This window comes from Collimonas fungivorans (genome assembly GCF_001584145.1).
Lineage (GTDB): Bacteria > Pseudomonadota > Gammaproteobacteria > Burkholderiales > Burkholderiaceae_D > Collimonas > Collimonas fungivorans.
In genome coordinates this window covers 5,503,820-5,529,557 of record NZ_CP013232.1, presented here as the reverse complement: position 1 = coordinate 5,529,557, position 25,738 = coordinate 5,503,820, and the positions used below count along the sequence as shown (strand labels likewise).

Sequence of the window (25,738 nt, the reverse complement as noted above, 5' to 3'; positions counted from 1 at the left end):
GCACGGAATGGCTACAGGTAAAGAGATACGCAGCAAGATCAAGAGCGTAGAAAATACGAAGAAGATCACCAAGGCGATGGAAATGGTCGCCGCATCCAAAATGCGCAAGGCGCAGGACCGGATGCGTGCGGCACGTCCCTACAGTGACAAGATTCGTAATATCGCTTCTAACTTGTCGCAAGCCAATCCAGAGTACACGCACCCGTTCATGGTGAAGCAGGACAACTCCAAGAACGTTGGTTTCATCGTTGTCACGACCGACAAAGGTCTGTGCGGCGGCATGAACACCAACTCCTTGCGTTTGCTGACCGCGAAACTGCGTGAGCTGGAAGGACAAGGCAACAAGGTTCAGGCAGTAGCGATCGGCAACAAGGGTCTGGGTTTCCTCAACCGGATCGGCGCCAAGGTCGTTGCGCATGCCGTGCAACTGGGCGATACGCCGCATCTGGACAAGCTGATCGGGCCAGTCAAGGTACTGCTCGACGCTTACCAGGAAGGTCGCCTGGACGCGGTTTATCTGGTGTACACCAAGTTCATCAACACGATGAAGCAAGAGCCGATGCTGCAGCAGTTGCTGCCGCTGTCGAGCGATCGTCTTGAGGCCGATAAAGAAGGTTCGCATTCCTGGGACTACATTTACGAGCCGGATGTGCAAAGCGTCATCGATGAATTGCTGGTGCGTTACGTGGAAGCGCTGATTTACCAGGCTGTCGCAGAAAACATGGCGTCCGAGCAATCGGCGCGCATGGTGGCGATGAAGTCGGCCAGCGACAACGCGGGTAACGTGATCGGCGAATTGAAACTGGTATACAACAAGACTCGCCAGGCTGCGATTACCAAGGAACTCTCGGAAATCGTTGCCGGTGCGGCTGCCGTCTAGCGCGCTACGCGCTTAACAGAAACTTATTTTTATATATTGAAGGAACGAAAATGGCTGATGGCAAAATCGTTCAGTGTATCGGCGCTGTGGTGGACGTTGAATTCCCACGTGACGCGATGCCTAAGATTTACGACGCCTTGAAGATGGATGGCTCGGAACTGACGCTGGAAGTACAACAACAGCTGGGCGACGGCGTAGTCCGTACCATTGCGCTGGGTACATCCGACGGTTTGCGCCGCGGCATGACAATCAAGAACACAGGCCAGCCAATCATGGTGCCGACCGGTAAAGCAACACTGGGCCGCATCATGGACGTGCTGGGCAACCCGATCGACGAATGCGGTCCGGTAAGCCACGAAACCACTGCCTCTATCCACCGCAAGGCTCCTGCGTACGACGAACTGTCGCCATCGCAGGAACTGCTGGAAACCGGCATCAAGGTTATCGACCTGGTTTGCCCGTTCGCCAAGGGCGGTAAAGTCGGCCTGTTCGGCGGCGCGGGTGTGGGCAAGACCGTGAACATGATGGAACTGATCAACAACATCGCCAAGGCGCACAGCGGCTTGTCGGTGTTTGCCGGTGTCGGTGAGCGTACTCGTGAAGGTAACGACTTCTATCACGAAATGGCTGACGCTAAAGTGGTCGATCTGGAAAATCCGGAAAAATCCAAAGTGGCGATGGTTTACGGCCAGATGAATGAACCGCCAGGTAACCGTCTGCGCGTTGCGCTGACCGGCCTGACGATCGCTGAAGGCTTCCGTGACGAAGGTAAAGACGTGCTGTTCTTCGTCGATAACATCTACCGTTACACACTGGCCGGTACCGAAGTTTCGGCGCTGCTGGGCCGTATGCCTTCCGCCGTGGGTTACCAGCCTACGCTGGCTTCGGAAATGGGCCAGCTGCAAGAGCGTATTACTTCGACCAAGACTGGTTCGATCACATCGATCCAGGCCGTCTACGTTCCTGCGGATGACTTGACCGACCCGTCGCCTGCAACCACGTTTGCTCACTTGGATTCCACCGTCGTGCTGTCGCGTGATATCGCCTCGCTGGGTATCTACCCTGCGGTTGATCCACTCGATTCGACTTCGCGCCAGCTGGATCCGCAAGTGGTCGGCCAGGAGCACTACGAAACTGCCCGTGCCGTGCAAGGTATCTTGCAGCGCTACAAGGAATTGCGCGACATTATCGCGATTCTGGGTATGGACGAACTGGCTCCGGAAGACAAGCTGCTGGTGGCGCGTGCACGTAAGATGCAGCGTTTCCTGTCGCAGCCTTTCCACGTTGCTGAAGTGTTTACCGGTTCGCCAGGTAAATACGTTTCGCTGAAGGACACGATCAAGGGCTTCAAGATGATCGCCAGCGGCGAACTCGATCACCTGCCGGAACAAGCGTTCTACATGGTCGGCACGATCGAAGAAGCAATCGAAAAGGCCAAGAAGATCGGCTAGGCGGCGAGCGCCGGAGCTGCCGCAGCTGAGCGGCTCCGATGCTCCCGGTTAGTGACTTCATGGACAACAAAGGGTTTAAGATGGCAAACACTATTCACGTAGACGTTGTTTCCGCGGAAGAGATGATCTTCTCCGGCGAAGCCGAATTCGTCGCGTTGCCGGGCGAGTCGGGCGAGCTGGGGATTTATCCTCGCCACACGCCGCTGATCACGCGCATCAAGCCGGGCGCGGTACGGATCAAGGTGGCAGGCCAGGCGCAGGACGAGTTCGTGTTCGTCGCCGGCGGTTTGCTGGAAGTGCAGCCGAACCACGTTACCGTTCTGGCTGACACCGCGATCCGCGGCGCCGACCTGGACGAAGCGAAGGCCAGCGAAGCCAAGCGCCGTGCTGAAGAAGCGCTGACCAACAAGGAATCCCTGATTGATTACGCAAAAGCACAGTCCGAGTTGTCGGCGGCGATTGCGCAATTGGCGGCGATTGCGAAATTGCGTCAAAAAGGACGTTGATCCGTTAATTTGGATGACAACCAGAAAAAGCAGCTTCGGCTGCTTTTTTGTTGTCCCTGCCGTTTACCCCCCATCATTTGCCATGGCGGTTTTTAATGACGCCGCTGCTGTTCTTCCACTAAGATGTATCAAGTCTCATGCATAAGCGGCGTATCGCTGCATGTACGGCTACATCAAGAAGGAGACAAAAATGAAAATCCGGCTACTGCATTTCCTTGCCGTCGCTTTGCTGGCAATCGGCCTGTGTGCCTGCGAAAAACCGGCCAATACGGCTCCCACTCCTAAAGTCTACCGGGTCGGCATGAATGCCGCATTCGCCCCGTTCGGCTCGGTAGACACCAATGGCAAGATCGTCGGTTTCGATGTCGACATCATGCAAGCAGTGGCGGACCAGGCGGGCATCAAGATCGTCTGGGTGAATACGCCGTGGGAAGGTATTTTCTCCACCCTGGCCAATGCTGACATCGACATCATCGCCTCCGGCGTGACGATTACCGACGAACGCAAGCAAAGCATGCTCTTCTCCGATCCGTATTTCGAGGCCAAGCAGGTCATCCTGGTATCGCCTGGCAAAAAAATCGGCAGCCCGGACGATTTGAAACAGGCGCACCGGGTTGGCGTCACGGCAGGCACCAGCGCCGATACCATCATGCAGAAAATGCTTGGTAAAACCAGCAATGCGCTGGTCCGTTTCGAAAGCTTGCCGCTGCTGCTGAAGGAAGTGGATAACGGCGGCGTGGATGCCGCCGTGGGCGACAACGGTGCGGTGGCCAACCACCTGAAATTCAACAAGGACAAAGGCTTCAAGCTGATCGAAAGCGACAAGTTTGAAAAAGAATATTACGGTATCGCGGTGCGGCCGGCCGATACCGACCTGATGGCCAAGATCAACAATGCGCTGAAAGCATTGCACAGCAACGGCAGCTACGACAAGATCTACGCCAGCTACTTCGCCAAGTAGCCTAGTGTCGTGTCACGCCACCAGGGCAGGGCGGGCTCGCAGCTCGCCTTGCGCTCGCTGGCAGAACATCCGGTTCTCGCGGTAATATCATAAAAAGATTCTCAAGCGCACGAGGATTTCCCTGACGCTCACAAATCGATATCCGAACCCATGACAACCACATCTGCTCCGGTGCATAACCCTGCCAATCCGATCATCGCCATTGTCGGTCTGTCCACCAAACCGGACCGCCCAAGCTACGGCGTGGCCCGCTACATGCAGGAACGCGGTTATCGCGTCATCCCGGTCAATCCGATGCATGCCGGCGCCCAGATCCTTGGCGAGCTTTGCTACGCCAACCTGTACGATGCGGCGAAAGCGTTGGCGGCGGATCAGCAGAAGATCGATATCGTCGACTGTTTCCGCAAGGCCGAAGACATCCCGCCCATCGTCGGCGAGGCAATCATGATCGGCGCCCGCTGCGTCTGGATGCAGCTCGGCATCGTCAACGAAGCCGCTGCCGCCAAGGCGCGCGCCAACGGCATCCAGGTGGAAATGGACAGCTGCATCAAGATCGAGCATGCGCTGGGCAACCTGCACGGCATCCTGTAAGCGGCAACCGCCATACCGTCCCGGCAAGGGATATCGGAGAGAACAATGAAAGCATGCAAGCAGTTCCGCGCCGGCAAACAGACCAGGATCAAGGATGCCGACGCCGAGCAGAAGCCGCTATCCAGCGGCGACAAGATCAAGGACCGGGAGCAGGTAGCCGCGCTGGCGGCAGAAATCGCCGTACTGCAGGAAATGCTGTATGCCGGCCAGCAGCACAAGGTGCTGGTGGTGTTGCAGGGAACCGACACCAGCGGCAAGGACGGCACCGTAAAAGGGGTGTTCAACCTGATCAATCCGCAGGGTATCCAGATTGCCAACTTCAAGGCGCCCAGCACCATCGAGCGCGCCCACGATTACCTGTGGCGGGTGCACCAGCAGGTGCCGCAGCAGGGCGAGATCGTGGTTTTCAACCGCAGCCATTATGAAGACGTGCTGATCACCCGGGTGCACGACTGGATCGACGACGCCGAATGCGAGCGGCGCTACGCTCAGATCCGCGATTTCGAAAGAATGCTGGCGGAAACCGGTACCACTATCATCAAGTGCCTGTTGCATATCTCCAAAGACGAGCAGCGCAACCGCCTGCAGGAACGCATCGACGATCCGGCCAAACACTGGAAATTCGACATGCAAGACCTGGAAGAGCGTAAAAGCTGGGATAAATACCAGGCACTGTTCGGCAAGGCGATCCAGGCGACCGATGCCGACCACGCGCCCTGGTATGTGATCCCGGCCAATTCCAAGACCCACCGCAACCTGGCGATCGCCAGCATCCTGCTGGAAACCCTGGCGGACCTGAAACTTAAGCCGCCGCCGGCCAAGCCGGAGCTAAAGGGCTTGAAAATAGAGGCTTGAAGATAGAGTGAATTTAAGGACAGTAACCACTATAATTGTTTGCCGTTGAGCAAAATCATATAAACAGTTTGATCTGTGACGATAGCAAAAATCAAGGAGACATGACGTGCGCCGCTGGTTGCCGGAACTGATCGCATTACCGCTCTTGCCATGGCTGCTGATACAAGGCCGTCGCACGCGCCGCATCACGCCACGCCTGCCGGAAGCGATGGGACCGACCATCGGCCAGGCCCAGATCGCCGGCAGCACGGAGCCGCCGCAGCGGCCGCTGGCGCTGCTGACTATCGGCGAGTCGCCGGTAGCCGGAGTCGGCGTCGCCACCCATTACGAAGCGATTACCGGGCAGTTTGCCGCGGCGCTGGCGATGCGCCTGCAGCGCACCGTGACCTGGCAGGCGGTCGGCGAAAACGGCGCCACGCTGAGCGATGCCGTCAAGACCATGCTGCCGCAGGTAGCCTCGCAAAAAGTGGATATCGTGCTGATCGCCTTCGGCGTCAACGACACCACCGCGTTCCGCTCCTGCCGCCGCTACCGGGCCGAGCTGCTGCAGCTGATGCGCGACTTGCAGGCGCACCTGGACCCGCGCCTGATCGTGATATCCGGGATTCCGCCCATCCATGCCTTCCCGGCGCTGCCGGAACCCTTGCGTTACGTGCTGGGCCTGAAAGCCAAGGCGCTGGATGAAACGGTAGAGCAGCTGATTGCCGAACTGCCGGCCGACCTCGGCCACTTGCGGGTGACGCGGGTGCCTATCCTGATCGACATCAACGACCGCGCCCTGATGGCGTCCGACGGCTACCATCCGTCGGCCAGCGGCGTCTCCCTGTGGGCACGCCAGCTGGCGACCGCTGTCGCCGCCCACCTGAAATCGATCAAGAAGAGCAAGCTGGCCGCGCAGCAGGCGGCAAGCAAGCAAGGCTGAGTTCACAGCTTATTTAGCAGTTTACTTGAGCCATTGATTGACCACCCGGTCATAGTCGCCGGTCGCCTTCAGCTGGTGCATCCAGGTATCGACGAATTCCTTGAACGGCACATCGCCGCGCGGCAGCATGAACGCCTTTTCCGAGAATTGCAGCGGCTGATCGGGACGGATCGAGCACAGCTGCGGATGCAGTTTGGCCTGCCACAGGGTTTCGCTGGCGTCGGTCACCATCACATCGGCCTTGCCCTGCACGATCTGGTCGAAGATGGTGACGTTGTCCGGATGCAGGATCAGTTGCGCCTGCTTGTAGTTGGCGCGGGCGAAACGCTCGTTGGTGCCGCCCGGGTTGACGATGGCGCGCGTGGACGGCTGGTCGATCGCCGCCAGCGACTGGAATTTTCCGGCATCGGCGCAACGCGCAATCGCGGCTTTGCCATCCACCATGTGCGGCGCCGAAAACGACACCTTCTTTTGGCGTTCCAGCGTCACCGATACGCCGCCCATGGCGATATCGCATTTCTCCAGGAAGTCGCCGGTCAGGCTGGTCCAGCTGGTCTTGACGAAGCGCGCTTCGACTCCGAGCGCCTTGGCCAGCGAGCGCGCCAGGTCGACATCGATGCCTTCGAAGCTGTTGTCGTTCTTGAAAAACGTAAACGGCTTGTAGTCGCCGGTCATGCACACCCGCAGGCTGCCGGATTTGACGACTTCGTCCAGCCGCGACGGCGCGCTCTGGGCCGAGGCCGAGGCGGCTGCCGCGGTCAGCGCCAGCGTGACGATAAACTTTTTCATGCAATCTCCTTGATTAAAAATCATTTCCAGTGAGTTTTTATGATCGCCGCCAGCTTGTCGAAAGCCGGCGCTATTTGTTCATTCGGTACGCAGGCATAACCCAGCAGCAAGCCCTGGTGCCTGGCGCCGGCGTTCATGAAATAGCGCGACAGCGGCCGCGCCACGATGCCCTCTGCGCGCGCGGCGCGGCTGATGGCCAGGTCATCGCATTGCTCCGGCAGGCCCAGCGCCAGGTGCAGGCCGGCTTCGCCGCCGGTGAGCGTGATGCGGTCGCCGAAATGGCGCTCGATCGCGGCTTGCAGCAAGTGCAGGCGTTCGGCATACAGGACTCGCATGCGCCGGATATGCGAGGCGAAATGGCCTTCGGTCATGAAGTCGGCCATGACTGCCTGCATGAACACCTGGCTGCCGCGGTACAGCTCGGAGACGCCGATCGCAAACGCCGTCGCCAGCGCTTCCGGCACCACCATGAAACCGATGCGCAGGCTGGGGAACATGGTCTTGCTGAAGGTCCCCATGTACAGCACGCGGTCGTCGGTATCCATGCCCTGCAGGGACGCCAGCGGCCGGCTGCCGTAGCGGAATTCGCTGTCGTAGTCGTCTTCGATGATCCAGACCTTGCGCGTCGCCGCATACTCGAGCAGCATGCGCCGCCGCGACAAGCTCATCACCATGCCAAGCGGATACTGGTGCGACGGCGTGGCGCAGATGAAACGCGGCGGCTGGCGCAGGTTGGCCAGGCGCATGCGCATGCCTTCGGCGTCGACCGGGATCGCCACCGGCTTGATGCCGAGCGAGTTGAGCACGCTGCGGGTGCCCCAGTAGCAGGGGTCTTCGACCCAGGCGCTGTCGCCGTGCTCGCCCAGCAGTTTGACCACGATATCGAGCGACTGGTGGATGCCGGTCGTGATGATTACCTGATTGGCAGTGCAGTTGACCGAGCGCGCGATGCGCAGGTATTCGGCTACCGCTTCGCGCAGCGGCAGGTAGCCGCCGGCGTCGCCGTAGGTCAGCAGCTCGGCGCGCGAACGGCGCCAGTGTTTGTTTTGCAGGCGGCTCCAGATCTTGTTGGGAAACAGGGTGACGTCCGGCACGCCCGGCATGAAAGGTCCCCATTGCAAATCGCTGACGCCGGCTTGCCGGATCAGCAACGCGCCGTGGGCCGACAGTTCCGACTGGCCGCTGGGGTCGGTCAGCGGCGGCGTGTTCAGGCGCACTTCGGGAATCTGGTCGGGCGTGGTGTCGGCGATGAAGGTGCCGGAGCCGGCGCGGGTTTCCAGGTAACCCTCGGCGATCAGCTGTTCATAGGCATAGGTCACGGTATTGCGCGATATGGCCAGTTCGCGCGCGAGGTCGCGCGAGGAAGGCAGTTGCCAGCCGGACGGCAGCAGCTGCGACAGGATGGCTTCGCGGATGGCCTGGTAAATCTGCCGGTTGAGCGGCACCCCGGCGCCCTTGGCGCCGCGCTCTATGCGCATCAGCAAAAAATCGGTGAGCGAGGCGATGCGCAAAGTGGCTCCATTAGAAAACTGAAAGTGGCACTATATTATAGATCCAGCTCGGCCTTAGTATGCATCAAAGCTTGTACAAAAAACGCATATTGAATGACAACAGGCGCCAGGAGCCAAGATGAAAAACGACGGATACCATGCAGCTGCGGCTGCCTCTGCAGCAAACACCAACGCCGCACTGCATCAACGGAAAAATGCCGCCACCCCGCGCGGCGTCGGCGTCATGTGCGATTTTTACGCCTCGCACGCGCTCAACGCTGAAATCTGGGATGTCGAAAACCGCCGCTTCATCGACTTTGCCGCCGGCATTGCCGTCCTCAACACCGGCCATCGCCATCCGAAACTGGTGGCGGCGATCCAGGAACAGCTCGGCAAATTCACCCATACCGCCTACCAGATCGTGCCCTACGCCAGTTATGTCGAACTGGCCGAACGCATCAACGCCATCACGCCTGGCGACCATGCCAAAAAAACCACCTTCTTCTCGACCGGCGCCGAAGCGGTAGAGAACGCCGTCAAGATCGCCCGCGCCGCCACCGGCCGCAGCGCCGTGATCGCATTCAGCGGCGCCTTCCACGGCCGCACCATGATGGGCATGGCGCTGACCGGCAAAGTGGTGCCGTACAAGGTCGGTTTCGGGCCGTTCCCGGCGGAGGTCTACCACGTGCCGTTCCCGATCGAGCTGCACGGCGTCAGCGTGGAACACTCGCTGGCTGCCTTGCAAATGCTGTTCAAGTCCGACGTCGACCCGAAACGCGTGGCCGCCATCATCCTGGAACCGGTGCAAGGCGAGGGCGGTTTCTACGCCGCGCCGCCGGCCCTGATGCAGGCGCTGCGCGCCTTGTGCGACGAGCACGGCATCCTGCTGGTGGTGGATGAGGTGCAGACCGGCTTCGCCCGTACCGGCAAGTTGTTCGCAGTGGAACATTCCGGCGTGATCCCTGACCTGATGACGATGGCCAAGAGCCTGGCCGGCGGCATGCCGCTGTCGGCTGTGTGCGGCCGCGCCGAGATCATGGATGCGGCGGCGCCCGGCGGCCTGGGCGGCACCTACGCCGGCAATCCGCTGGCAGTCGCTTCTGCGCTGGCTGTGCTGGATGTGATCGAAGAAGAACAACTGGTGGAGCGCGCCAACCGGCTCGGCGCCAAGCTGAAACAGGTACTGGAAGGCCTGCGCGCCGAGATCCCGCAGATCGCCGACATCCGTGGCCTGGGAGCGATGGTGGCGGTGGAGTTCCTGCAGCCCGGCACGCGCCAGCCGGATGCCGAGTTCACCAAGAAGGTCCAGGCCGAGGCCCTCAAAAACGGCTTGCTGTTGTTGAGCTGCGGGGTCTACAGTAATGCGATCCGCTTCTTGTTTCCGCTGACGATAGAGGATAACTTGATGGATGAGGCGCTAGCCATCCTGAGCGCCGCGATGCGCACCGTTGCCGCTGCTTGAAACTTGTCGGGAGAATGAGTTGAAGCAAGAAAATATCGCCACCCACCTGCCTTTGGTATCCAAGGAAGTTGCCGACAAGACAGGCGCGCCGGATATCCTGGTGCAGTTTTCCGGCGTCAAGAAAACCTATGACGGCGAGAACCTGGTGGTCAAGAACCTCAACCTGGATATCCAGCGCGGCGAGTTCCTGACCTTGCTCGGGCCTTCCGGTTCCGGCAAGACCACCTGCCTGATGATGCTGGCCGGCTTCGAGTTCCCCACCGGCGGCGAAATCCGTCTGGACGGCCAGCTGCTCAACAAGGTGCCGCCGCATAAACGCAACATCGGCATGGTGTTCCAGAACTACGCGCTGTTCCCGCACATGACGGTGGCGCAGAACGTCGCCTATCCGCTGCGGGTGCGCAACATCAGCGGCAGCGAACGGACCGACAAGGTCACGAAGGCACTGGACATGGTGCAGATGGGCAAGTTCGGCGACCGTTATCCGGCCCAGCTGTCCGGCGGCCAGCAGCAGCGCATCGCGCTGGCGCGGGCGCTGGTATTCGATCCCAAGCTGGTGCTGATGGACGAGCCGCTGGGCGCGCTCGACAAGCAGCTGCGCGAACACATGCAGCTCGAACTGAAGGCCCTGCACAAGCGGCTCGGCGTGACGTTTGTCTACGTTACCCATGACCAGAGCGAAGCGCTGACCATGTCGGATCGTGTCGCGGTCTTCGACCAGGGCATCATCCAGCAGCTGGCGGTGGTCGACCGTCTCTACGAATATCCGGAGAACCAGTTTGTCGCCGGTTTCATCGGCGACAACAACCGCTTTAACGGCGTACTGGCAGCCAGCGATGGCGGCAACGGCACCGTCCGTTTGCCGCATGGCGGCCTGCTGAGCGGCCTCAACGCCAACCAGGCCGAGGTCGGCAGGCAGGTAGTCGCCTGCATCAGGCCTGAACGGATCCGCCTGCTGCCGCTGGCCGACGCGCCGGAACAGGCTTTGCGCGTCAGCGTCAGCAGCCTGATCTATTTCGGCGATCACGTACGGGTGCGTTGCGCAATCCCGCAGCAGGACGACTGTTTCGTCAAGCTTTCACTGAACGACCCGGCATTGGCCGGGTTATACGAAGGCACAGAGGTTGCATTGGACATAGATCCCAAGCACCTGCGCATTTTCATCTGAAAATTTTCCGCACTTGTTCGCACTTGTTATTAAATCCCGAGGAGACGTGATGAAGTCGATATTCAAACCTGTTTTTACCAGCATTGTATTGGCGCTGGCCGCAGTAGGCATGGCGCAGGCGGCAGCCCTGACGGTGGTCAATTTCGGCGGCGCCAACGGCGCGGCGCAGAAGGTGGCTTATATCGATCCTTATGCCAAGGCTAGCGGCGACAAGATCACGGTGGTCGAATTCAACGGCGAGCTGGCCAAGGTCAAAGCCATGGTCGAAGCCAAGAAAGTCAGCTGGGATGTAGTCGAAGTCGATGCCGGCGATATCGGCCGCGCCTGCGAAGAAGGACTGCTGGAAAAGATCGACTTCAGCAAGATCGGCAACAAGGCCGATTTCAGCCCTGCCGCCATCCATGAATGCGGCGTCGGCGCTTTCGTCTGGTCGACCGTGCTGGCCTACGATGCCGACAAGCTCAAGACCGCGCCGAAGACCTGGGCCGATTTCTGGGACACCAAGAAATTCCCTGGCAAGCGCGCCATGAAGAAGGGCGCTGAATATACGCTGGAATTTGCGCTGATGGCCGACGGCGTGGCGCCGAAAGACGTGTACAAACTGCTCGGCACCAAGGCCGGGGTCGACCGCGCCTTCAAGAAGCTGGACGAACTCAAGCCGAATATCCAGTGGTGGGAAGCCGGCGCGCAGCCGCCGCAATTCCTGGTGGCTGGCGATGTCGTGATGTCGACCGCGTTCAACGGCCGCATCGACGCCGCGCAACGGGAAGGCAAGAACCTGAAGGTGAGCTGGATCGGCAGCATCTATACGCTTGATTTCTGGGTGATTCCAAAGGGCACGCCGAACAAGGCCGACGCCGAGAAATTCATCGCCTTCGCCAGCAAGCCGGATTCGCAAAAGGCTTACGCCAGCAATATCTCCTACGGTCCGGTGAACAACCAGGCGCTCAAGCTGCTCGATCCGAAAGTGCTGGCCAATTTGCCGACTTCGCCGAGCAACGCCAAAGACGCGTTGCAACTGAGCCTGTCGTTCTGGACCGACCATGGCGAAGAGCTGGAGCAGCGTTTCACTGCCTGGGCCGCCAAGTAACAAGACGGGCATGGCCGCAAGCCTTTTAGAATCTGGCTTGCGGCGGTTCTTTGCAATTCACTATCTGGTTTACGCGGAACACCATGACTTCTATTGCATCTGCCGGCATCGGTCCTGCCACGGCGCCGTCCGCATCACCGCAGAATTCGCAGCTCAAGCGCGAACTGCGCCAGGCCCAGTTTCGCAAGCGCGCCGCCGCACTGGCGCTGATTGCGCCGCTGGCGATTTTCCTGCTGCTGACTTTCCTGGTGCCTATCGCCATGCTGCTCAAGCGCGCAGTGGAGAACCCGGAAATCGCTACGACATTGCCGCACACCGTAGCTGCATTGAGCAACTGGGACCGCAAGAGCGCGCCGCCGGATGCCGCTTATGCCGGACTGGCCGGCGACCTGCTGCAAGCCAAGGAAAACAGCGCCGCCGGCTCGCTGGCGCGCCGCCTCAATTCGGAAATTTCCGGCGCCCGTTCGATCATCATGAAAACCGCGCGCGCCTTGCCACTGCTGGATGCCGACGGCAAGCCGCTGCCGCCTGCGCAAATCAAGCAGGCGCTGATCGATATCGATGAACAATGGGCCCAGCTGCCTTACTGGCAGGCGATTGCCAAGAACGGTGCGGCGTATTCGCCGTACTACCTGCTGGCGGCGCTGGACCTGAAGCAGGACGCGTTCGGCCATATCGAAAAAGCCGATCCCAGCGCATCGGTGTACCAGAAGATTTTCGGCCGCACATTCTGGATGGGGCTGGTCGCCACCCTGGCTTGCCTGGCGCTCGGTTATCCGCTGGCGTACTGGCTGTCGACCATGTCGGAGCGGCGCGCCAACCTGTTCATGATCCTGGTGCTGATCCCGTTCTGGACTTCGATCCTGGTGCGGGTGGCGGCCTGGATCGTGCTGCTGCAGTCGGAAGGGCTGGTCAACAAGGCGCTGATGGCCGGCGGCCTGACGCAGGCGCCGCTGGAGCTGCTGTTCAACCGCATCGGTGTCTATATTGCGATGACGCACATCCTGCTGCCGTTCATGATCCTGCCGCTGTACAGCGTGATGAAGGCGATTCCGCCGACCTACATGCGGGCCGCGGTATCGCTCGGCAGCCATCCGTTCGCCGCGTTCTGGCGCGTGTATGTGCCGCAGACCTATCCGGGCATCGGCGCCGGCGCCTTGCTGGTGTTCATCCTGTCGGTCGGCTACTACATTACGCCGGCGCTGCTGGGCGGCCCGAATGAGCAGATGGTGAGTTATTACATCGCCTATTTCACCAATGTCACGATCAACTGGGGCATGGCTTGCGCGCTGGGCGCCCTGCTGTTTGCCGCGACGCTGGTGCTGTACGGCGTGTACCGCCGCTTCACCAAAAACGACGTGGCGATGGGATAAGAAAATGAAACTGCTTCCGCAATTTCCCCCTTATGTTTCACTGACCGAACGCGTCTGGTTCTTTTTTTCGCGTGGCTTCAACCTGCTGGTGCTGCTGTTCCTGCTGTTGCCGATCCTGGTGATCATTCCGCTGTCGTTCAGCGACAGCACTTTCCTGGTGTATCCGATCCACGGCTTTTCCATGCGCTGGTATCAGAACCTGGTGCAGTCGGACGAGTGGGTCAGCGCCGCCAAGAACAGTTTCATCGTCGCGCCATTAGCTACCGTGCTGGCGACCATACTCGGCACGCTGGCGGCGGTCGGCTTGAACAAGGCGGACTTCCGCGGCAAGGGTTTGCTGATGGCGGTGCTGATTTCGCCGATGGTGGTGCCGGTGGTGGTGGTCGGCGTCGGCGTTTATCTGTTCTTCGCACAGATCGGCCTGTCCGACAGCTACACTGGCCTGATCCTGGCGCATGCCGCGCTCGGCGCGCCGTTCGTGGTGACCACGGTGCTGGCGACGCTGCAAGGCTTCAACCAGAACCTGGTGCGCGCCAGCCTCAGCCTGGGCGCCAATCCGCTCTCTACTTTTTTCCGGATTACCCTACCGGTGATTGCACCGGGCCTGATTTCCGGCGCCCTATTCGCCTTCGCCACCTCGTTCGACGATGTAGTGGTAACCTTGTTTGTAGCCGGCCCCGGCCAAGCCACCTTGCCGCGCCAGATGTTCACCGGCATCAAGGAAAACATCAGCCCGACCATCGCCGCGCTGGCCACCATCCTGATCGTGTTTTCCACCTGCCTGCTGCTGGTGCTGGAATGGATACGCGGACGCAACAAGGCGCTCGCCAAATTCTAGCTTCTTGCAGGGCACTGCTTTTCAGCACGCATATCGCAGCCTGGCATGCGTGTCTTCAATGTTCATAGGAGTCACCCCATGATGCAATTAAAAGATCCTTCATTATTCCGTCAGCAAGCCTATGTCAACGGCGAGTGGTGCAGCGCCGACAGCGGCGCTACCCATCCCGTGACCAATCCGGCTACCGGCGAAACCATAGGCAGCGTGCCGCTGATGGGCGCCGCCGAAACCAGACGCGCGATCGCCGCCGCCGATGAAGCCTGGCGCCAGTGGCGGCGCAAGACCGCCAAGGAACGCAGCATCGTCCTGCGCAAATGGAACGACCTGATGCTGGCCAACCTGGACGACCTGGCGCTGATCATGACCGTCGAACAAGGCAAGCCGCTGGCCGAGGCCAAGGGAGAAATCGCCTACGCCGCGTCGTTCATCGAATGGTTTGGGGAAGAGGGCAAGCGCGCCGGCGGCGATACCATTCCTTCGCCGTCGCCGGGCTCGCGGATCGTGGTGGTGAAAGAACCGATCGGCGTTTGCGCCGCGATCACGCCGTGGAATTTCCCGGCTGCGATGATCACCCGCAAGGCCGGCCCGGCGCTGGCGGCTGGCTGCACCATGGTGCTCAAGCCGGCCGAATCGACGCCGTTCTCGGCGCTGGCGCTGGCGGTGCTGGCCGAGCGCGCCGGCATTCCCGCCGGCGTGTTCAGCGTGGTGACCGGCTCCGCGCGTGAAATCGGCGCGGAAATGACCAGCAACCCCGTGGTGCGCAAGCTGACGTTTACCGGCTCGACCGGCGTCGGCCGTTTGCTGATGGAACAGTGCGCCGCCACCATCAAGAAACTGTCGCTGGAACTGGGCGGCAACGCGCCGTTCATCGTGTTCGACGACGCCGACCTGGATGCAGCGGTGGAAGGCGCCATGGCTTCCAAATACCGCAACGCCGGCCAGACCTGCGTCTGCGCCAACCGCCTGTATGTGCAAGACGGCATCTACGATGCCTTCGCCGAAAAACTGGTGGCCGCGGTAGCCAAGCTGAAGGTCGGCGATGGCCAGCAGGAAGGTGTCACGCAAGGTCCGCTGATCGATCAGAAGGCAGTCGCCAAGGTCGAGCAGCATATCGCCGATGCGGTATCGAAAGGCGCGCGCGTCCTGGCCGGCGGCAAGCGCCATGCGCTCGGCCAGAGCTTCTTCGAGCCGACCGTGCTGGCCGACGTCACCTCCGACATGATGGTGGCGCGCGAAGAAACCTTCGGCCCGATGGCGCCCCTGTTCCGCTTCAAGACCGACGACGAAGTGCTGGCGCTGGCCAACGATACCGAATTTGGCCTCGCCAGCTATTTCTACTCACGCGATATCGGCCGCATCTGGCGCATTGCCGAAGGCCTGGAAAGCGGCATGGTCGGCATCAACACCGGCCTGATTTCCAATGAAGTCGCACCATTCGGAGGCGTCAAGCAATCCGGCCTGGGGCGCGAGGGATCGAAGTACGGCATCGAGGATTACCAGGTGATCAAATATCTGTGCATGGGCGGGATCTGACAAGGACTGAATGTGTGCATTAGTCGACGGCGATTACGCTCCGGCGTGGTCGCCGCAGATCGATTGCGCGCCTGCTCAGGCAGCGTCTTTCCGGCGAAAATAATCTGTCCGTATAAATCGTTTATATAGTTTGAATGCCAGGTGTCCGATACATCGGAAGATGTAAATGTCGTTCTGCACCATCAAGTCAGCATGGTATTTCCCAACTTGGAAATGCGCCATGATGCAGCAATCCGGAAACTGCCGCGAGCCAGTATTTTTGCGGTTTTCCAGCCAACCATCCCATGTATATTCCTGTATTTAAATATGTCTTTTTGTATCCTGTACAGGATCCGAATTTTCCATATTTTTTAAGATGAAACAAATTGTAAAAACGGGTAAGTAAATATTGCAGCGTGGAAATTTAAGACTTATGCTGGGGCTGTAACGTGCATCAACAGACAGGTGGCAGAGACAGATTTTTGTAGCGACACTTACTCCACAAGCGTAATGCTGTCGTACCGATGGTCCTTAAAAGGGAATAGCGATGACCGGCGTTAAGTCTTTAGAACTGACAGTGTTTCTACAGTCGCAATCCGAACATGTTTTGGATTCTTTCCACCCACTCTTCTCCCGAATTCCGGTACAGCTTGCGCGATCGCCAATGATCACGCAGCGGCCGTCCCAGTAACGAACTCGCAGTTCGTTAACTCCGCGTCGCAAAAACGACGCACATCTGACGCTAGGCATAACTGAGCAAGGCTGCTTTTTACAAGCCGATGGTTTCGCACGTCTGTCGTTTGTGCCGATCCATGGTTGCGAGTTGCAGGGAGGCTCCAGCGCGATGCATTGCTGCGCGCTGGCTGGCAAGGTGCGCCCAAGCGTTTCACAAGTTGTTTTGCAAGCTGTTTCCACGTTGTTTCCATGTTGCTTACTTTAAGAGGAATAAGAAGATGAAATCGAAGGCATCAGCAGCAAAAGCAGGGGACTCCGCAGTCCCGCGCGTCTCAGCACTGGCTCTGGCACTCTCCCTGGCGTGTATCGGCATGGCGGCGCAAGCGGCCACCGATACTTCAACCTGGGTATCGACCAAGACCGAGGCGTTCCTGCCGCGGGTTCAGACTCATGACAGCGCCGGCGTTGCGGTTACCGCGGACCAGGTTGCTACCGACATGGCGCAGGGCGAAGAGAAGAGCGTCACCGTCAGCCTGCAGTTGCGCAACAAGGCGCAGCTGGACAACTTCGTCAAAGAACTCTATACGCCAGGCAGCGCGGTGTATCACAAGTTCCTGACGCCGGCCCAGTTCGCCGAGCAGTATTCGCCGACGCAAGCGCAAGTGGATGCCGTCAGCGCGCACTTGAGCAAAGCCGGCTTCAGGAATATCAGCGTCAGCTCGAACCGCCTGCTGGTGAGCGCCGACGGTACCGCCGCCACCATCAAGCAAGCCTTCAACACTTCCTTGAAACGCTTTACGCATGAAGGCCGCAATGTGTACGCCAACGAAGCGGCAGCCCAGGTTCCACCGGAACTGGCGACTATCGTCGGCTCGGTGCTGGGCCTGCAGAATGCAGCGATCCACCATGTCACGCACAGCGGCGTGCATGGCGCGCAGAAGAGCATCGTGCAAGCTGCCGCCGGTACGGAAACATCGCATACGCCGGTGCAGTATCCGGGGATCTATAACGCCGTCACCACGCCTGCCGCTTCCAACGCGGTGGTCGGCACGATCTCCGAAGGCAACATGACGTATACCCTGAACGATTTCCAGACCTTCCTCAGCAATAATCCGAGCCTGCCGAAACTGACGCCTACCGTGGTCTATGTCGGTACCGAAAGCTCTGACGAATCCGGCGAAGTCGAATGGGCGCTGGACAGCCAGGTGATCTACGGCGCTGCGGGCGGCGTCAAGCAACTGATTTTCTACACTGCCAGCTCGATGGAAGATGCACCGCTGACTGCTGCCTATAACGCTGCCGTGACTGCCAATGTCGCCAGCGTGGTCAACGTCTCGCTGGGCGAATGTGAAGCTTCGGCCAAGTCATCCGGTTCGCAAGCGGCCGACGATGCCGTGTTTGAACAAGGCGTGGCGCAAGGGATCACCTTCTCGGTTGCCTCCGGCGACGCCGGTCCTTACAACTGCGATACCGATTCCCAAGGCAATCCTGGCGTGGCCAACACCACCACCAAGAAAAAAACCTATGACGTCAGCGAGCCTGCCAGTTCGCCTTATGTGGTTGCGGTAGGCGGCACGGCGCTGTTCACTACTTCGGCCGGCGCCTACAACGGCCAGGCTGTGTGGAATGAAGGCACCGCCTCGACCGGCGACGGTAGCGCCGTGCGTATCTGGTCCACTGGCGGCGGCTTCAGCAAATATGAAACCGCGCCAAGCTGGCAGACTTCGAGCATTGTCGGCACTGGCCATACTACGCGTGGCCTGCCTGACATCGTGTTTGATGCGGCGTCGGCCAGCGGCACCTATATCTACATCACTGCTTCGAACAACGGCGGCACCGCAGCCGGCGTGGTTGGCGGCACCAGCATGGCGGCGCCGATGTTCGCCGGCTTCTGGTCGCGCCTGGAATCGGCGCATGGCAATAACCTGGGTTTCCCTAGCTCGGCGCTGTATGCGGCCATTCCCTCGAATGCGAATCTGGTCTTCCCTGTGACCAGTGCAACCGTGGATGGCGATGCGGTCAACTACAACGGCTGGAGCACGACCTATCCAGGAATGAAAGCTGCTGCATCGGGATGGAGCGCGGCAACAGGCTTCGGCAGTTTGAACGTCGACAACCTGAACGCCTACATCGCAGCCAACCCAACGGTTTTCCCGGCCAAATAAGGGAAACCGCAGGCGCGGCCCTGTGGGAGCAACAGGGCCGCGTTCATATGTCGCCGCATATGCGGCATTATTTTTTTTGTGGGACAAGGAATCCTGGCAGCAGGGTTTGCACGATGCGATGCCAGAAATTATTAAAAAAATAACATCCAGTTACTGAAATTACATCGCTCGCATGTCCGGCGGCGGCCGTTGCCCGTTTAATAGCTAGCACCCAATTGCTGCTTATTACGAGGACAACATTATGCAAACTTATATCCGGAAAATCCTGTTTCTGCCGGCTGCCGCCACAGGCATTCTTGGCGCGGCCAGCAACGTGCTGGCGCAGCCGGCCCCATATCAGCCGGCTCCCTATCAGCTGCAAGTCCAGGCCGACCCAGGCTGGCGCCGCGACGCACCGCAAGTCGCTGTCGAGCGCGATGGCTGGCAGCGCTTCGAGGCACCGCCGCCGCGCTACGAAGCCGTGCCGCCGCCAGCGCGTTCCGGCTATGCCTGGCAGCGCGGTTATTGGGAACGCCGCCATCGTGACGAGCCGAGGTGGGTCAAGGGCTACTGGGTGGCAGTGCAGCCGGTAGCGGTGGTTGCGCCTCCGCCACCTCCGCCACCGCCAGCACCGGTGCAGCAGCGGCCAAAAATAGAAAGGATTTCGGCCGATGCCTTGTTCCGCTTCGACCAGTCCAGCCTGGGCCAGATGCTGCCGGCAGGACGGGCGCGGCTCGCTGCCCTTGCCAAGCGCCTGGCAGCCAGCCGCTATGCGCGGGTGGAAGTGCGCGGCTATACCGACCGTCTCGGCAGCGACAGCTACAACCTGAACCTGTCGATCCGGCGCGCCAATACGGTAAAGGATGTGCTGGTGAGCTACGGCATTCCGGCCGCGCGTGTCAAAGCCGTCGGCCTGGGCGCGCAGGATCCGGTGACGCAATGCCGCGACGGCCTGCAGCAAGAGGAACTGATCCGCTGTCTGCTGCCTAACCGCCGCGTCGAGATTGCGACTTTTGCGATGCCATAAGGCTCCGGCGGACCGTTGGAGGGTGATTGCAGCGCTGCTTCTTATCGCAAAAATCCAACACTTTCCGTTCTTGCTGCCAGATTTCAACGCAGAAATCTGGTAGCGCTAACACAAACAAACCGCCGTTGATATAATGTTGCTTCGCACCATGGCCCCGGTGCGCGCCTCAGACCGCCGCGCTTTCCTGCTGTTCGGCGGTTCCATTTCCGGACGATCATCATGCTGTCTTTGCCCCTATTTGCCCTTGCTGTTGCCGCTTTCGGCATCGGTACGACGGAGTTCGTCATCATGGGCCTGCTGCCCGACGTCGCGCGCGACCTGGGGGTAACCATCCCGGCGGCGGGCATGCTGGTGACCGGTTATGCGCTGGGCGTGACGATAGGGGCGCCGATCGTCGCCATCGCCACCGCCAACATGCCGCGCCGGGCGGCGCTGCTGAGCCTGATCGGCTTGTTCATCATTGGCAATGTGCTGTGCGCCTTGTCGCCGAATTATGCGGTGCTGATGCTGGCGCGGGTGGTGACGGCGTTCTGCCACGGCGCGTTTTTCGGCATCGGCTCGGTGGTGGCGGCCGGGCTGGTGGCGCCCAACCGGCGCGCGCAAGCGATCGCCCTGATGTTTGCCGGCCTGACCCTGGCCAATGTGCTGGGCGTGCCATTCGGCACCGCCCTTGGCCAGCAGCTAGGCTGGCGCTCGACGTTCTGGGCGGTGACCGTGATCGGGGTGCTGGCGGCGATTGCATTGGCGCTCTGGCTGCCGAAGAAAATCGAGATGCAAAAGACCAGCCTGCTGCAGGAATTCGCCGTGCTCAAGGACAAGCAGGTATTGATGGTGCTGGCGATCAGCGCGCTGGCTTCGGCCAGCCTGTTTTCGGTATTCACCTACATCACGCCGATCCTGGAAGACGTCACCGGATTGACGCCGCATGCCGTGACACTGGTGCTGCTGGTGTTCGGCCTCGGCCTGACGGTAGGCAGCGCGCTCGGCGGCAAGCTGGCCGACTGGCGTCTGATGCCGTCGTTGATCGGTTTCCTGGTGGCGCTGGCGATCGTCCTGACGGTATTCACCCTGACCATGCGTACACCGTTGCCGGCCGTGATCACGATCTTCATCTGGGGCGTGCTGGCGTTTGCGATTGTGCCGCCGCTGCAGGTATTGGTGGTGGAACGCGCCAGCGCTGCGCCTAACCTGGCCTCGACCCTGAACCAGGGCGCTTTCAACCTCGGCAATGCGAGCGGCGCCTGGTTCGGCGGCATGGCGATCAGCGCCGGCTTCCAGCTCACCACCTTGCCTTACGTCGGCGTGGTGGTAGTGGTGGCGGCGCTGGGTCTGACCTTGTGGTCGGCGTCGATCGAACGCAACAACAGCCTGGCGCTGACCCCTAGCGAATAAGCGCCGGGTTTACCAGGCTTTCTTGCCCAGGATTTTTTCGCCCAGCTCGCTCAGCTGCGCCAAGGGATAGCGGGTCTTTTCCCATTCACGCGGATCGCCGGGAAAGGCGTAACTCTCCGGCGGCGTCCGCTGCTCCCAGCTTGTCAAGCGCCAATCCCGCAATTCCGCTTCATCTTCGCGCGCCGGCGTGAATGCGATGTACTGCGCCAGCCGTACCTGGTCGGCCGAGGTGTTGGGGCGGATGCCGTGCGCCAGCAGGCTGTTGAAAATCAGCAGGTCGCCCGCCTGCATGGGCACGAACTGCACTTGCCACGGCAGAGATTCCACATCCGGGCGCCACGGGTTGCGGTCCTTGGGCGCGCTCTTGCGCCACTCGGCAAAATGTTCGAACAGTTCGGGAATACATTGGAAACCGCCGCCTTCCGGTGTCGTGTCCGATAAGGCCAGCACGCCTTGCACATTCACCGGCAGCGGTTCCAGCGAGGTATCGGCGTCCCAGTGGATGAAACCGCCGAAACGCCGCGCGCCCTGATTCGGCGTATTCAGGTTGGCGCGGTCTATGGTTACCCACAGGTCTTCGCGGTCCCAGATGTCGACGAAGGCGTCGACGATGCGCGGCGTCTGGCGGTTGTCCCAGAAGGTCTGGTGATGATAGGCCTCGACCATGCCGGAACCGTTCAGCTCCTTCATTTCATGGTCGCGCAGCTGGGCCCGGTTCCAGGTTTCCGGCGCATTGCGGTCCAGCTCCTGGAATTCCCACAGGAAGTCGACCGTGCGCCGCACCTGCTCGGCGCTGACCGCCTGCCTGACGATGACGTAGCCGTAGGTTTGCCAGTGCTGGAAATCGGCGGCCGACAATACCCGCAGCGGCAGGGTTTTGCGTATGTCGCGCAGCTGCTCCTGGACGGGGTATAGCACGGATGGATTGCCGAGGGCTTGTTTGGCGGCGGCGTAAAGCTGGTTCATGAAGGTCTCCGGATTGGCGTTGTTGGCTGGTTGTCGGCTGGGCCTGGTTTGCTTGCAGCTCGATTCTCTGCTGCCGGGCGCTGGCCGATTTCGCCGCAACTGCCGCTTGTTGATACTATTCTGATGTACTCATCCACCGGAAGGTCAGAATGCGACCGCAATACGAGCACCTCACCCTGTCTCCCGGTCATTCCTGGCAGCTGCTGTGGCGCCAATTGCCGGAGCTGCCGTTTCTCTGGCATTACCATCCGGAGTTCGAGCTGACCCTGACCCTGAATGCACGCGGCCAGCGCTATGTGGGCGACCACCTGGCCGATTTCACCGATGGCGACCTGGTACTGCTGGGGCCGAACTTGCCGCATACCTGGTCGGCCAGCGAACGGATAGCGCCCGGGCAGCAGATGCTGGCGATAGTGGCCTGGTTTTCGCGCGACTGGCTGGTGCAGCTGCAAACCAGTTTGCCGGAACTGGGCGGCCTGCTGCAACTGGGCAAACGAGCCGACAGGGGATTGCAATTCTCGGCCGAGGCTGCGGCTCGCGTCAGGCCGCTGATGCTGCGCATGGAGAAACTGGGGCCGGCGCAGCGCCTGCCGCTATTGCTGGAGCTGCTGTTGCTGCTGGCGCAAGATGAACAAGCGCAGCCGCTGGCCTCGGTGGCTTCCGCTTCGATTGCGGTGGATACCCAGCGCCAGCGCATGGGGCGGGTGCTGGATTATATGCATGCGCATTTCCAGACGGCGCTGCCGGTCGAGCTGCTGGCCGAGCGCGCGGCGCTGTCGGTAGGGGCTTTCCATCGCTTTTTCAAGCGCCACACGCAGTTGACCGTGACCGCTTACCTGGCCCAGTTGCGCATCGGCAGCGCCTGCCAGCAACTGATCCAGACCGACAAGGCGATAGGCGTGATTGCCGAGGAAGCGGGTTACCGCAACCTGGCCCATTTCAACCGCCAGTTCCGTGCCGCCAAGGGCGTCAGCCCACGCGAATTCAAGCAGAGATACAGGTAGCAGCTAGCTGTATCAGAGTGCGTGCACTTACTTCAATCAGTTAAATTGATCAGGATGGCACTACGGAACGAGCCCATCCGAGATCGCCGCTGAGCCAGCGCGCTGCCTCGCTCTGCTGTTCCTGTTTGCTCCAGATCAGGTCGACGCTTTTCAGGAAAGCCGGTTCCTGGTATTCATGGGCCAGGATTTTCAGGCCGTCGCGCAGGCTGCTTTCCTGCATCGCATGCTGCGGCAGGAAAGCCCAGCCCATGCCGCGCCTGAGCAGATCCAGCAGCAATTCCGGGCTTTCGATGCGCCACATGATTTCGCTGTAGCGGCCGAAGATGGAAGCATCGCCGCCGTCGCGGCTGGACGCCAGCAATTGCCGGTGCTGCGCCAGGTCGCTGTTATGCACCAGCGGCAGGCGGCTCAATGCGTGATCTGCGGCGGCGACCGGCACGAATTGCAGCTGGCCCAGCGAACAGGCGTTGAAGTCGCTGGGCATGGGATCGACCGTGACCGCAATCGCGATATCGAGCAGACCGCGCCGCATCAGGTCGGTGGCGTCGATACTGGTGGGGCGGAACAGTTCCAGCTGCAGTTGCGGGAAGCGCCGCTCCAGTTCGGCGCACAAGGCATGGCTGCGGGCCAGCGGCAAGGCCTGGTCGATGCCCAGCCGCAAGCGATGGCCGTGGCCGGCGCTCAGGCTGTGCGCCTTGCGTTCCAGGTTGCCGGCCGCGGTCAGCGTCGAGCGGGCAAAACCCAGCAGCACGGCGCCGTCGGCGGTCAGGGCCAGGTGGTGCAGGTCGCGCTCGAACAAGCGCGTGCCCATGTCCACTTCCAGGTTGGACAGCGCGGTGCTGACCGTCGATTGCGCCTTGCCCAGGCGGCGCGCCGCCGCCGACAAGCTGCCGCAGTCGGCGATGGTGGCGAATACCAGCAGGTTTTCCAGGGTCATAGAGCAGCCATGAAGCAGGGCGTTATCGACAAAACAGATGACCGTTAATTATGGCATGGCGCGCATCGTGATTAGTATGCATCGGCAGCTACCGTAGCTACTATCCCGGAGACGACCATGACTACCGAAGCAAAACAAAGTGCGCTGGATTGGGTAGGCGACCACGCCCGCCAGCTGTCCGACTGGCACCAGACCATCTGGCACTATGCCGAACCGGCTTTCCGCGAATACAAGTCCTGTGCCTGGTATGTCGCCAAACTGCGCGAATACGGGTTCGAGGTCGAAACCGGCAGCGGCGGCATGCCGACCGCTTTTGTTGCCACGTTCACGAACGGCGACGGCCCCACCATCGCCACTTATGCCGAATACGATGCGGTGCCCGGCAACTGCCAGGCGGCCTCGACCAGGAAAGAACCGCGCGCCGGCTTGTCCAAATATGCGCCAGGCCATACCGATCCGCATTCGGCGCTGGGCATCAGCGCGCTCGGCGGCGCGCTGGCGGCGCAAAACGCCATGCTGAAATTCGGCATCCGCGGCACGCTCAAGGTGTTCGGCGAGCCGGCCGAAAAACTGCGCGCCTCGAAACCGATCCACGCCGCCAAGGGCTATTACGATACGCTCGACGCGGCGGTGAGTTTCCATCCGACCTATATGCTGCCACTGTGCAACACCACGGTCTGGGACGCCCATTGCGGCGTCGGCTACAACTACATCTACACTTTCACCTGCGATGCGCCGGAAAACTGGATCGCCGCCGACAAGTTCAGCCCGATCCCGCAAAACCACCTGGCCGCGCGCGCTCCCGGCGCCAGCGATGCGCTGGTGCTGTTCTATAACCTCAATGAGAGTTTGCGCCGCTCGATGCTGCCGGCCGCCGGCCTGTGGAGTTTCAACGAAGCGATCCTGTGCGCCGGCCAGGCCACTGCCGACAACCTGACGCCGCATGTATCGCAGATCAATTTCATGCTGCGCACCGACTCCGTCGAACAGGCCGAGATCATCAGCCAGGTGATGGACAACAATGCCGAAGCCGCGGCCAAGGCGACGTTTTGCGAGTGGAAGAAAACCTGGGTCAGCAAATCGCGCGGCGGTTTGCCGAATCACGTGATGGCGCGCGCCACCTACGACAACATGGTGCTGGCCGGACCGCCCAGATGGAACGGGGAGGCGATCCGCATCGCCCAGGAAATCCAGCGCAATCTCGGCCACGAGCCGATGGAAAAACCGTTCCTGGCGGTCACCGAGGAACTGATCGACCCGGAAGATTGCGAGCGCGAGCTGCGCAAGCAAATGCCGGCCTGGCAGAAATACCTGACCTCGGACGATTACACCGACTACACCTGGCATTGCCCGACCGTGCGCCTGTACGTGGCGCGGCCGATGCTGAGCGCGCCGCGGGGTTTTGTATATCCGGACTGGGTGGCGAATGCGCTGGGCGGGATTCCGGCCACCATCGATCCGATGATCCAGTCCGCTGCCAAGACCATCGCCGCCACCTTGATCGACCTGTTTGCCGAGCCGGCGCTGTTGCAGGCCGCCGGCGATGAATTCAGGCAACGCACCGGCGGCGGCATCGGCGGCAGCGACTGGCAGGCGCCGCTGCTGCCGAAAGATTTCAAGGTGCCGCACCAGTACCGCTGGCCGGAATACATCACGACGGTGCGCGGTGAGGAATGGACCATCCCGTGGCGCGACGATGAATAAG

At 60.7% G+C, this 25,738-nt stretch carries 22 protein-coding genes; 18 read left to right on the top strand and 4 right to left on the bottom strand.

The window, feature by feature from the left end:
• The first annotated feature begins 7 nt into the window (after positions 1–7).
• From atpG to CFter6_RS24340, 7 genes are all read left to right on the top strand, one after another.
• Positions 8–880: a F0F1 ATP synthase subunit gamma gene (gene atpG / locus CFter6_RS24370; RefSeq protein WP_014008364.1), complete on the top strand. Its 873-nt coding sequence runs from the start codon at positions 8–10 to the stop codon at positions 878–880.
• Positions 881–930: 50 nt separating this feature from the next.
• Complete coding sequence (gene atpD / locus CFter6_RS24365) at positions 931–2,331, top strand: F0F1 ATP synthase subunit beta (protein WP_014008363.1); 1,401 nt, start codon at positions 931–933, stop codon at positions 2,329–2,331.
• An 80-nt stretch (positions 2,332–2,411) separates the two neighbouring features.
• On the top strand, positions 2,412–2,837 hold the full coding sequence (locus CFter6_RS24360; protein WP_041743818.1) for a F0F1 ATP synthase subunit epsilon: 426 nt from the start codon (positions 2,412–2,414) through the stop codon (positions 2,835–2,837).
• A gap of 190 nt (positions 2,838–3,027) precedes the next feature.
• The gene (locus CFter6_RS24355) at positions 3,028–3,798 is read left to right on the top strand and encodes a basic amino acid ABC transporter substrate-binding protein (RefSeq protein WP_061542564.1); all 771 of its coding nucleotides are present in this window, start codon (positions 3,028–3,030) and stop codon (positions 3,796–3,798) included.
• 150 nt (positions 3,799–3,948) lie between these two features.
• Positions 3,949–4,389, top strand: a complete 441-nt coding sequence (locus tag CFter6_RS24350; RefSeq protein ID WP_061542089.1) for a CoA-binding protein — start codon at positions 3,949–3,951, stop codon at positions 4,387–4,389.
• A 45-nt stretch (positions 4,390–4,434) separates the two neighbouring features.
• Complete coding sequence (locus CFter6_RS24345; protein ID WP_061542088.1) at positions 4,435–5,244, top strand: polyphosphate kinase 2 family protein; 810 nt, start codon at positions 4,435–4,437, stop codon at positions 5,242–5,244.
• A gap of 106 nt (positions 5,245–5,350) precedes the next feature.
• Positions 5,351–6,166, top strand: coding sequence for an SGNH/GDSL hydrolase family protein (locus tag CFter6_RS24340; protein WP_061542087.1), 816 nt, complete (start codon positions 5,351–5,353; stop codon positions 6,164–6,166).
• Positions 6,167–6,187: 21 nt separating this feature from the next.
• Here CFter6_RS24340 and CFter6_RS24335 read toward each other — a convergent pair whose 3' ends face one another.
• On the bottom strand, positions 6,188–6,955 hold the full coding sequence (locus tag CFter6_RS24335; RefSeq protein ID WP_061542086.1) for a transporter substrate-binding domain-containing protein: 768 nt from the start codon (positions 6,953–6,955) through the stop codon (positions 6,188–6,190).
• A 20-nt stretch (positions 6,956–6,975) separates the two neighbouring features.
• Positions 6,976–8,466, bottom strand: coding sequence for a MocR-like pyridoxine biosynthesis transcription factor PdxR (gene pdxR / locus CFter6_RS24330; RefSeq protein ID WP_082814973.1), 1,491 nt, complete (start codon positions 8,464–8,466; stop codon positions 6,976–6,978).
• A gap of 118 nt (positions 8,467–8,584) precedes the next feature.
• Here pdxR and gabT point away from each other — a divergent pair, with 118 nt between their 5' ends.
• The 9 genes from gabT to CFter6_RS24285 all read left to right on the top strand — a co-directional run bounded on the left by gabT (position 8,585) and on the right by CFter6_RS24285 (position 21,126).
• A complete protein-coding gene (gene gabT, locus CFter6_RS24325) occupies positions 8,585–9,907 on the top strand; it encodes a 4-aminobutyrate--2-oxoglutarate transaminase (RefSeq protein WP_061542085.1) in 1,323 nt (440 codons plus the stop codon).
• Between the two features lie 46 nt (positions 9,908–9,953).
• Positions 9,954–11,075: an ABC transporter ATP-binding protein gene (locus CFter6_RS24320; protein WP_061542562.1), complete on the top strand. Its 1,122-nt coding sequence runs from the start codon at positions 9,954–9,956 to the stop codon at positions 11,073–11,075.
• 49 nt (positions 11,076–11,124) lie between these two features.
• Positions 11,125–12,165 carry an ABC transporter substrate-binding protein gene (locus tag CFter6_RS24315; protein ID WP_061542084.1) on the top strand — a complete coding sequence of 347 codons (1,041 nt, stop codon included), beginning with the start codon at positions 11,125–11,127 and terminating at the stop codon, positions 12,163–12,165.
• An 83-nt stretch (positions 12,166–12,248) separates the two neighbouring features.
• Entirely contained in the window at positions 12,249–13,538 is a 1,290-nt protein-coding gene (locus CFter6_RS24310) for an ABC transporter permease (RefSeq protein WP_061542083.1), read from the top strand.
• Positions 13,539–13,542: 4 nt separating this feature from the next.
• The gene (locus tag CFter6_RS24305) at positions 13,543–14,376 is read left to right on the top strand and encodes an ABC transporter permease (RefSeq protein ID WP_061542082.1); all 834 of its coding nucleotides are present in this window, start codon (positions 13,543–13,545) and stop codon (positions 14,374–14,376) included.
• A 78-nt stretch (positions 14,377–14,454) separates the two neighbouring features.
• Complete coding sequence (gabD, locus tag CFter6_RS24300; RefSeq protein WP_061542081.1) at positions 14,455–15,909, top strand: NADP-dependent succinate-semialdehyde dehydrogenase; 1,455 nt, start codon at positions 14,455–14,457, stop codon at positions 15,907–15,909.
• Between the two features lie 932 nt (positions 15,910–16,841).
• A complete protein-coding gene (locus CFter6_RS24295) occupies positions 16,842–18,728 on the top strand; it encodes a S53 family peptidase (RefSeq protein ID WP_082814972.1) in 1,887 nt (628 codons plus the stop codon).
• A gap of 241 nt (positions 18,729–18,969) precedes the next feature.
• A complete protein-coding gene (locus CFter6_RS24290; protein WP_061542080.1) occupies positions 18,970–19,734 on the top strand; it encodes an OmpA family protein in 765 nt (254 codons plus the stop codon).
• Between the two features lie 222 nt (positions 19,735–19,956).
• Positions 19,957–21,126 carry an MFS transporter gene (locus CFter6_RS24285; RefSeq protein WP_061542560.1) on the top strand — a complete coding sequence of 390 codons (1,170 nt, stop codon included), beginning with the start codon at positions 19,957–19,959 and terminating at the stop codon, positions 21,124–21,126.
• 9 nt (positions 21,127–21,135) lie between these two features.
• Here CFter6_RS24285 and CFter6_RS24280 read toward each other — a convergent pair whose 3' ends face one another.
• Positions 21,136–22,092, bottom strand: a complete 957-nt coding sequence (locus CFter6_RS24280) for a phytanoyl-CoA dioxygenase family protein (protein WP_061542079.1) — start codon at positions 22,090–22,092, stop codon at positions 21,136–21,138.
• 149 nt (positions 22,093–22,241) lie between these two features.
• Here CFter6_RS24280 and CFter6_RS24275 point away from each other — a divergent pair, with 149 nt between their 5' ends.
• Positions 22,242–23,096: a helix-turn-helix domain-containing protein gene (locus CFter6_RS24275; protein WP_061542078.1), complete on the top strand. Its 855-nt coding sequence runs from the start codon at positions 22,242–22,244 to the stop codon at positions 23,094–23,096.
• A gap of 49 nt (positions 23,097–23,145) precedes the next feature.
• On the opposite strand, the gene CFter6_RS24270 is transcribed toward CFter6_RS24275, so the two are convergent.
• Positions 23,146–24,033: a LysR family transcriptional regulator gene (locus CFter6_RS24270; protein WP_061542077.1), complete on the bottom strand. Its 888-nt coding sequence runs from the start codon at positions 24,031–24,033 to the stop codon at positions 23,146–23,148.
• 117 nt (positions 24,034–24,150) lie between these two features.
• Between CFter6_RS24270 and CFter6_RS24265 the strand changes: the two genes are divergently transcribed.
• Positions 24,151–25,737, top strand: coding sequence for a zinc-binding metallopeptidase family protein (locus CFter6_RS24265; RefSeq protein WP_061542076.1), 1,587 nt, complete (start codon positions 24,151–24,153; stop codon positions 25,735–25,737).
• The last annotated feature ends 1 nt before the right edge of the window (position 25,738 follow it).

What these genes read in the sequence shown, in the direction of transcription:
- atpG (WP_014008364.1), top strand. Translation starts at nt 8, where the DNA reads ATGGCTACAGGTAAAGAGATACGCAGCAAGATCAAGAGCGTAGAAAAT.
- atpD (WP_014008363.1), top strand. Translation starts at nt 931, where the DNA reads ATGGCTGATGGCAAAATCGTTCAGTGTATCGGCGCTGTGGTGGACGTT.
- CFter6_RS24360 (WP_041743818.1), top strand. Translation starts at nt 2,412, where the DNA reads ATGGCAAACACTATTCACGTAGACGTTGTTTCCGCGGAAGAGATGATC.
- CFter6_RS24355 (WP_061542564.1), top strand. Translation starts at nt 3,028, where the DNA reads ATGAAAATCCGGCTACTGCATTTCCTTGCCGTCGCTTTGCTGGCAATC.
- CFter6_RS24350 (WP_061542089.1), top strand. Translation starts at nt 3,949, where the DNA reads ATGACAACCACATCTGCTCCGGTGCATAACCCTGCCAATCCGATCATC.
- CFter6_RS24345 (WP_061542088.1), top strand. Translation starts at nt 4,435, where the DNA reads ATGAAAGCATGCAAGCAGTTCCGCGCCGGCAAACAGACCAGGATCAAG.
- CFter6_RS24335 (WP_061542086.1), bottom strand. Translation starts at nt 6,955, where the DNA reads ATGAAAAAGTTTATCGTCACGCTGGCGCTGACCGCGGCAGCCGCCTCG.
- gabT (WP_061542085.1), top strand. Translation starts at nt 8,585, where the DNA reads ATGAAAAACGACGGATACCATGCAGCTGCGGCTGCCTCTGCAGCAAAC.
- CFter6_RS24315 (WP_061542084.1), top strand. Translation starts at nt 11,125, where the DNA reads ATGAAGTCGATATTCAAACCTGTTTTTACCAGCATTGTATTGGCGCTG.
- CFter6_RS24310 (WP_061542083.1), top strand. Translation starts at nt 12,249, where the DNA reads ATGACTTCTATTGCATCTGCCGGCATCGGTCCTGCCACGGCGCCGTCC.
- CFter6_RS24305 (WP_061542082.1), top strand. Translation starts at nt 13,543, where the DNA reads ATGAAACTGCTTCCGCAATTTCCCCCTTATGTTTCACTGACCGAACGC.
- gabD (WP_061542081.1), top strand. Translation starts at nt 14,455, where the DNA reads ATGATGCAATTAAAAGATCCTTCATTATTCCGTCAGCAAGCCTATGTC.
- CFter6_RS24295 (WP_082814972.1), top strand. Translation starts at nt 16,842, where the DNA reads ATGAAATCGAAGGCATCAGCAGCAAAAGCAGGGGACTCCGCAGTCCCG.
- CFter6_RS24290 (WP_061542080.1), top strand. Translation starts at nt 18,970, where the DNA reads ATGCAAACTTATATCCGGAAAATCCTGTTTCTGCCGGCTGCCGCCACA.
- CFter6_RS24280 (WP_061542079.1), bottom strand. Translation starts at nt 22,092, where the DNA reads ATGAACCAGCTTTACGCCGCCGCCAAACAAGCCCTCGGCAATCCATCC.
- CFter6_RS24275 (WP_061542078.1), top strand. Translation starts at nt 22,242, where the DNA reads ATGCGACCGCAATACGAGCACCTCACCCTGTCTCCCGGTCATTCCTGG.
- CFter6_RS24270 (WP_061542077.1), bottom strand. Translation starts at nt 24,033, where the DNA reads ATGACCCTGGAAAACCTGCTGGTATTCGCCACCATCGCCGACTGCGGC.
- CFter6_RS24265 (WP_061542076.1), top strand. Translation starts at nt 24,151, where the DNA reads ATGACTACCGAAGCAAAACAAAGTGCGCTGGATTGGGTAGGCGACCAC.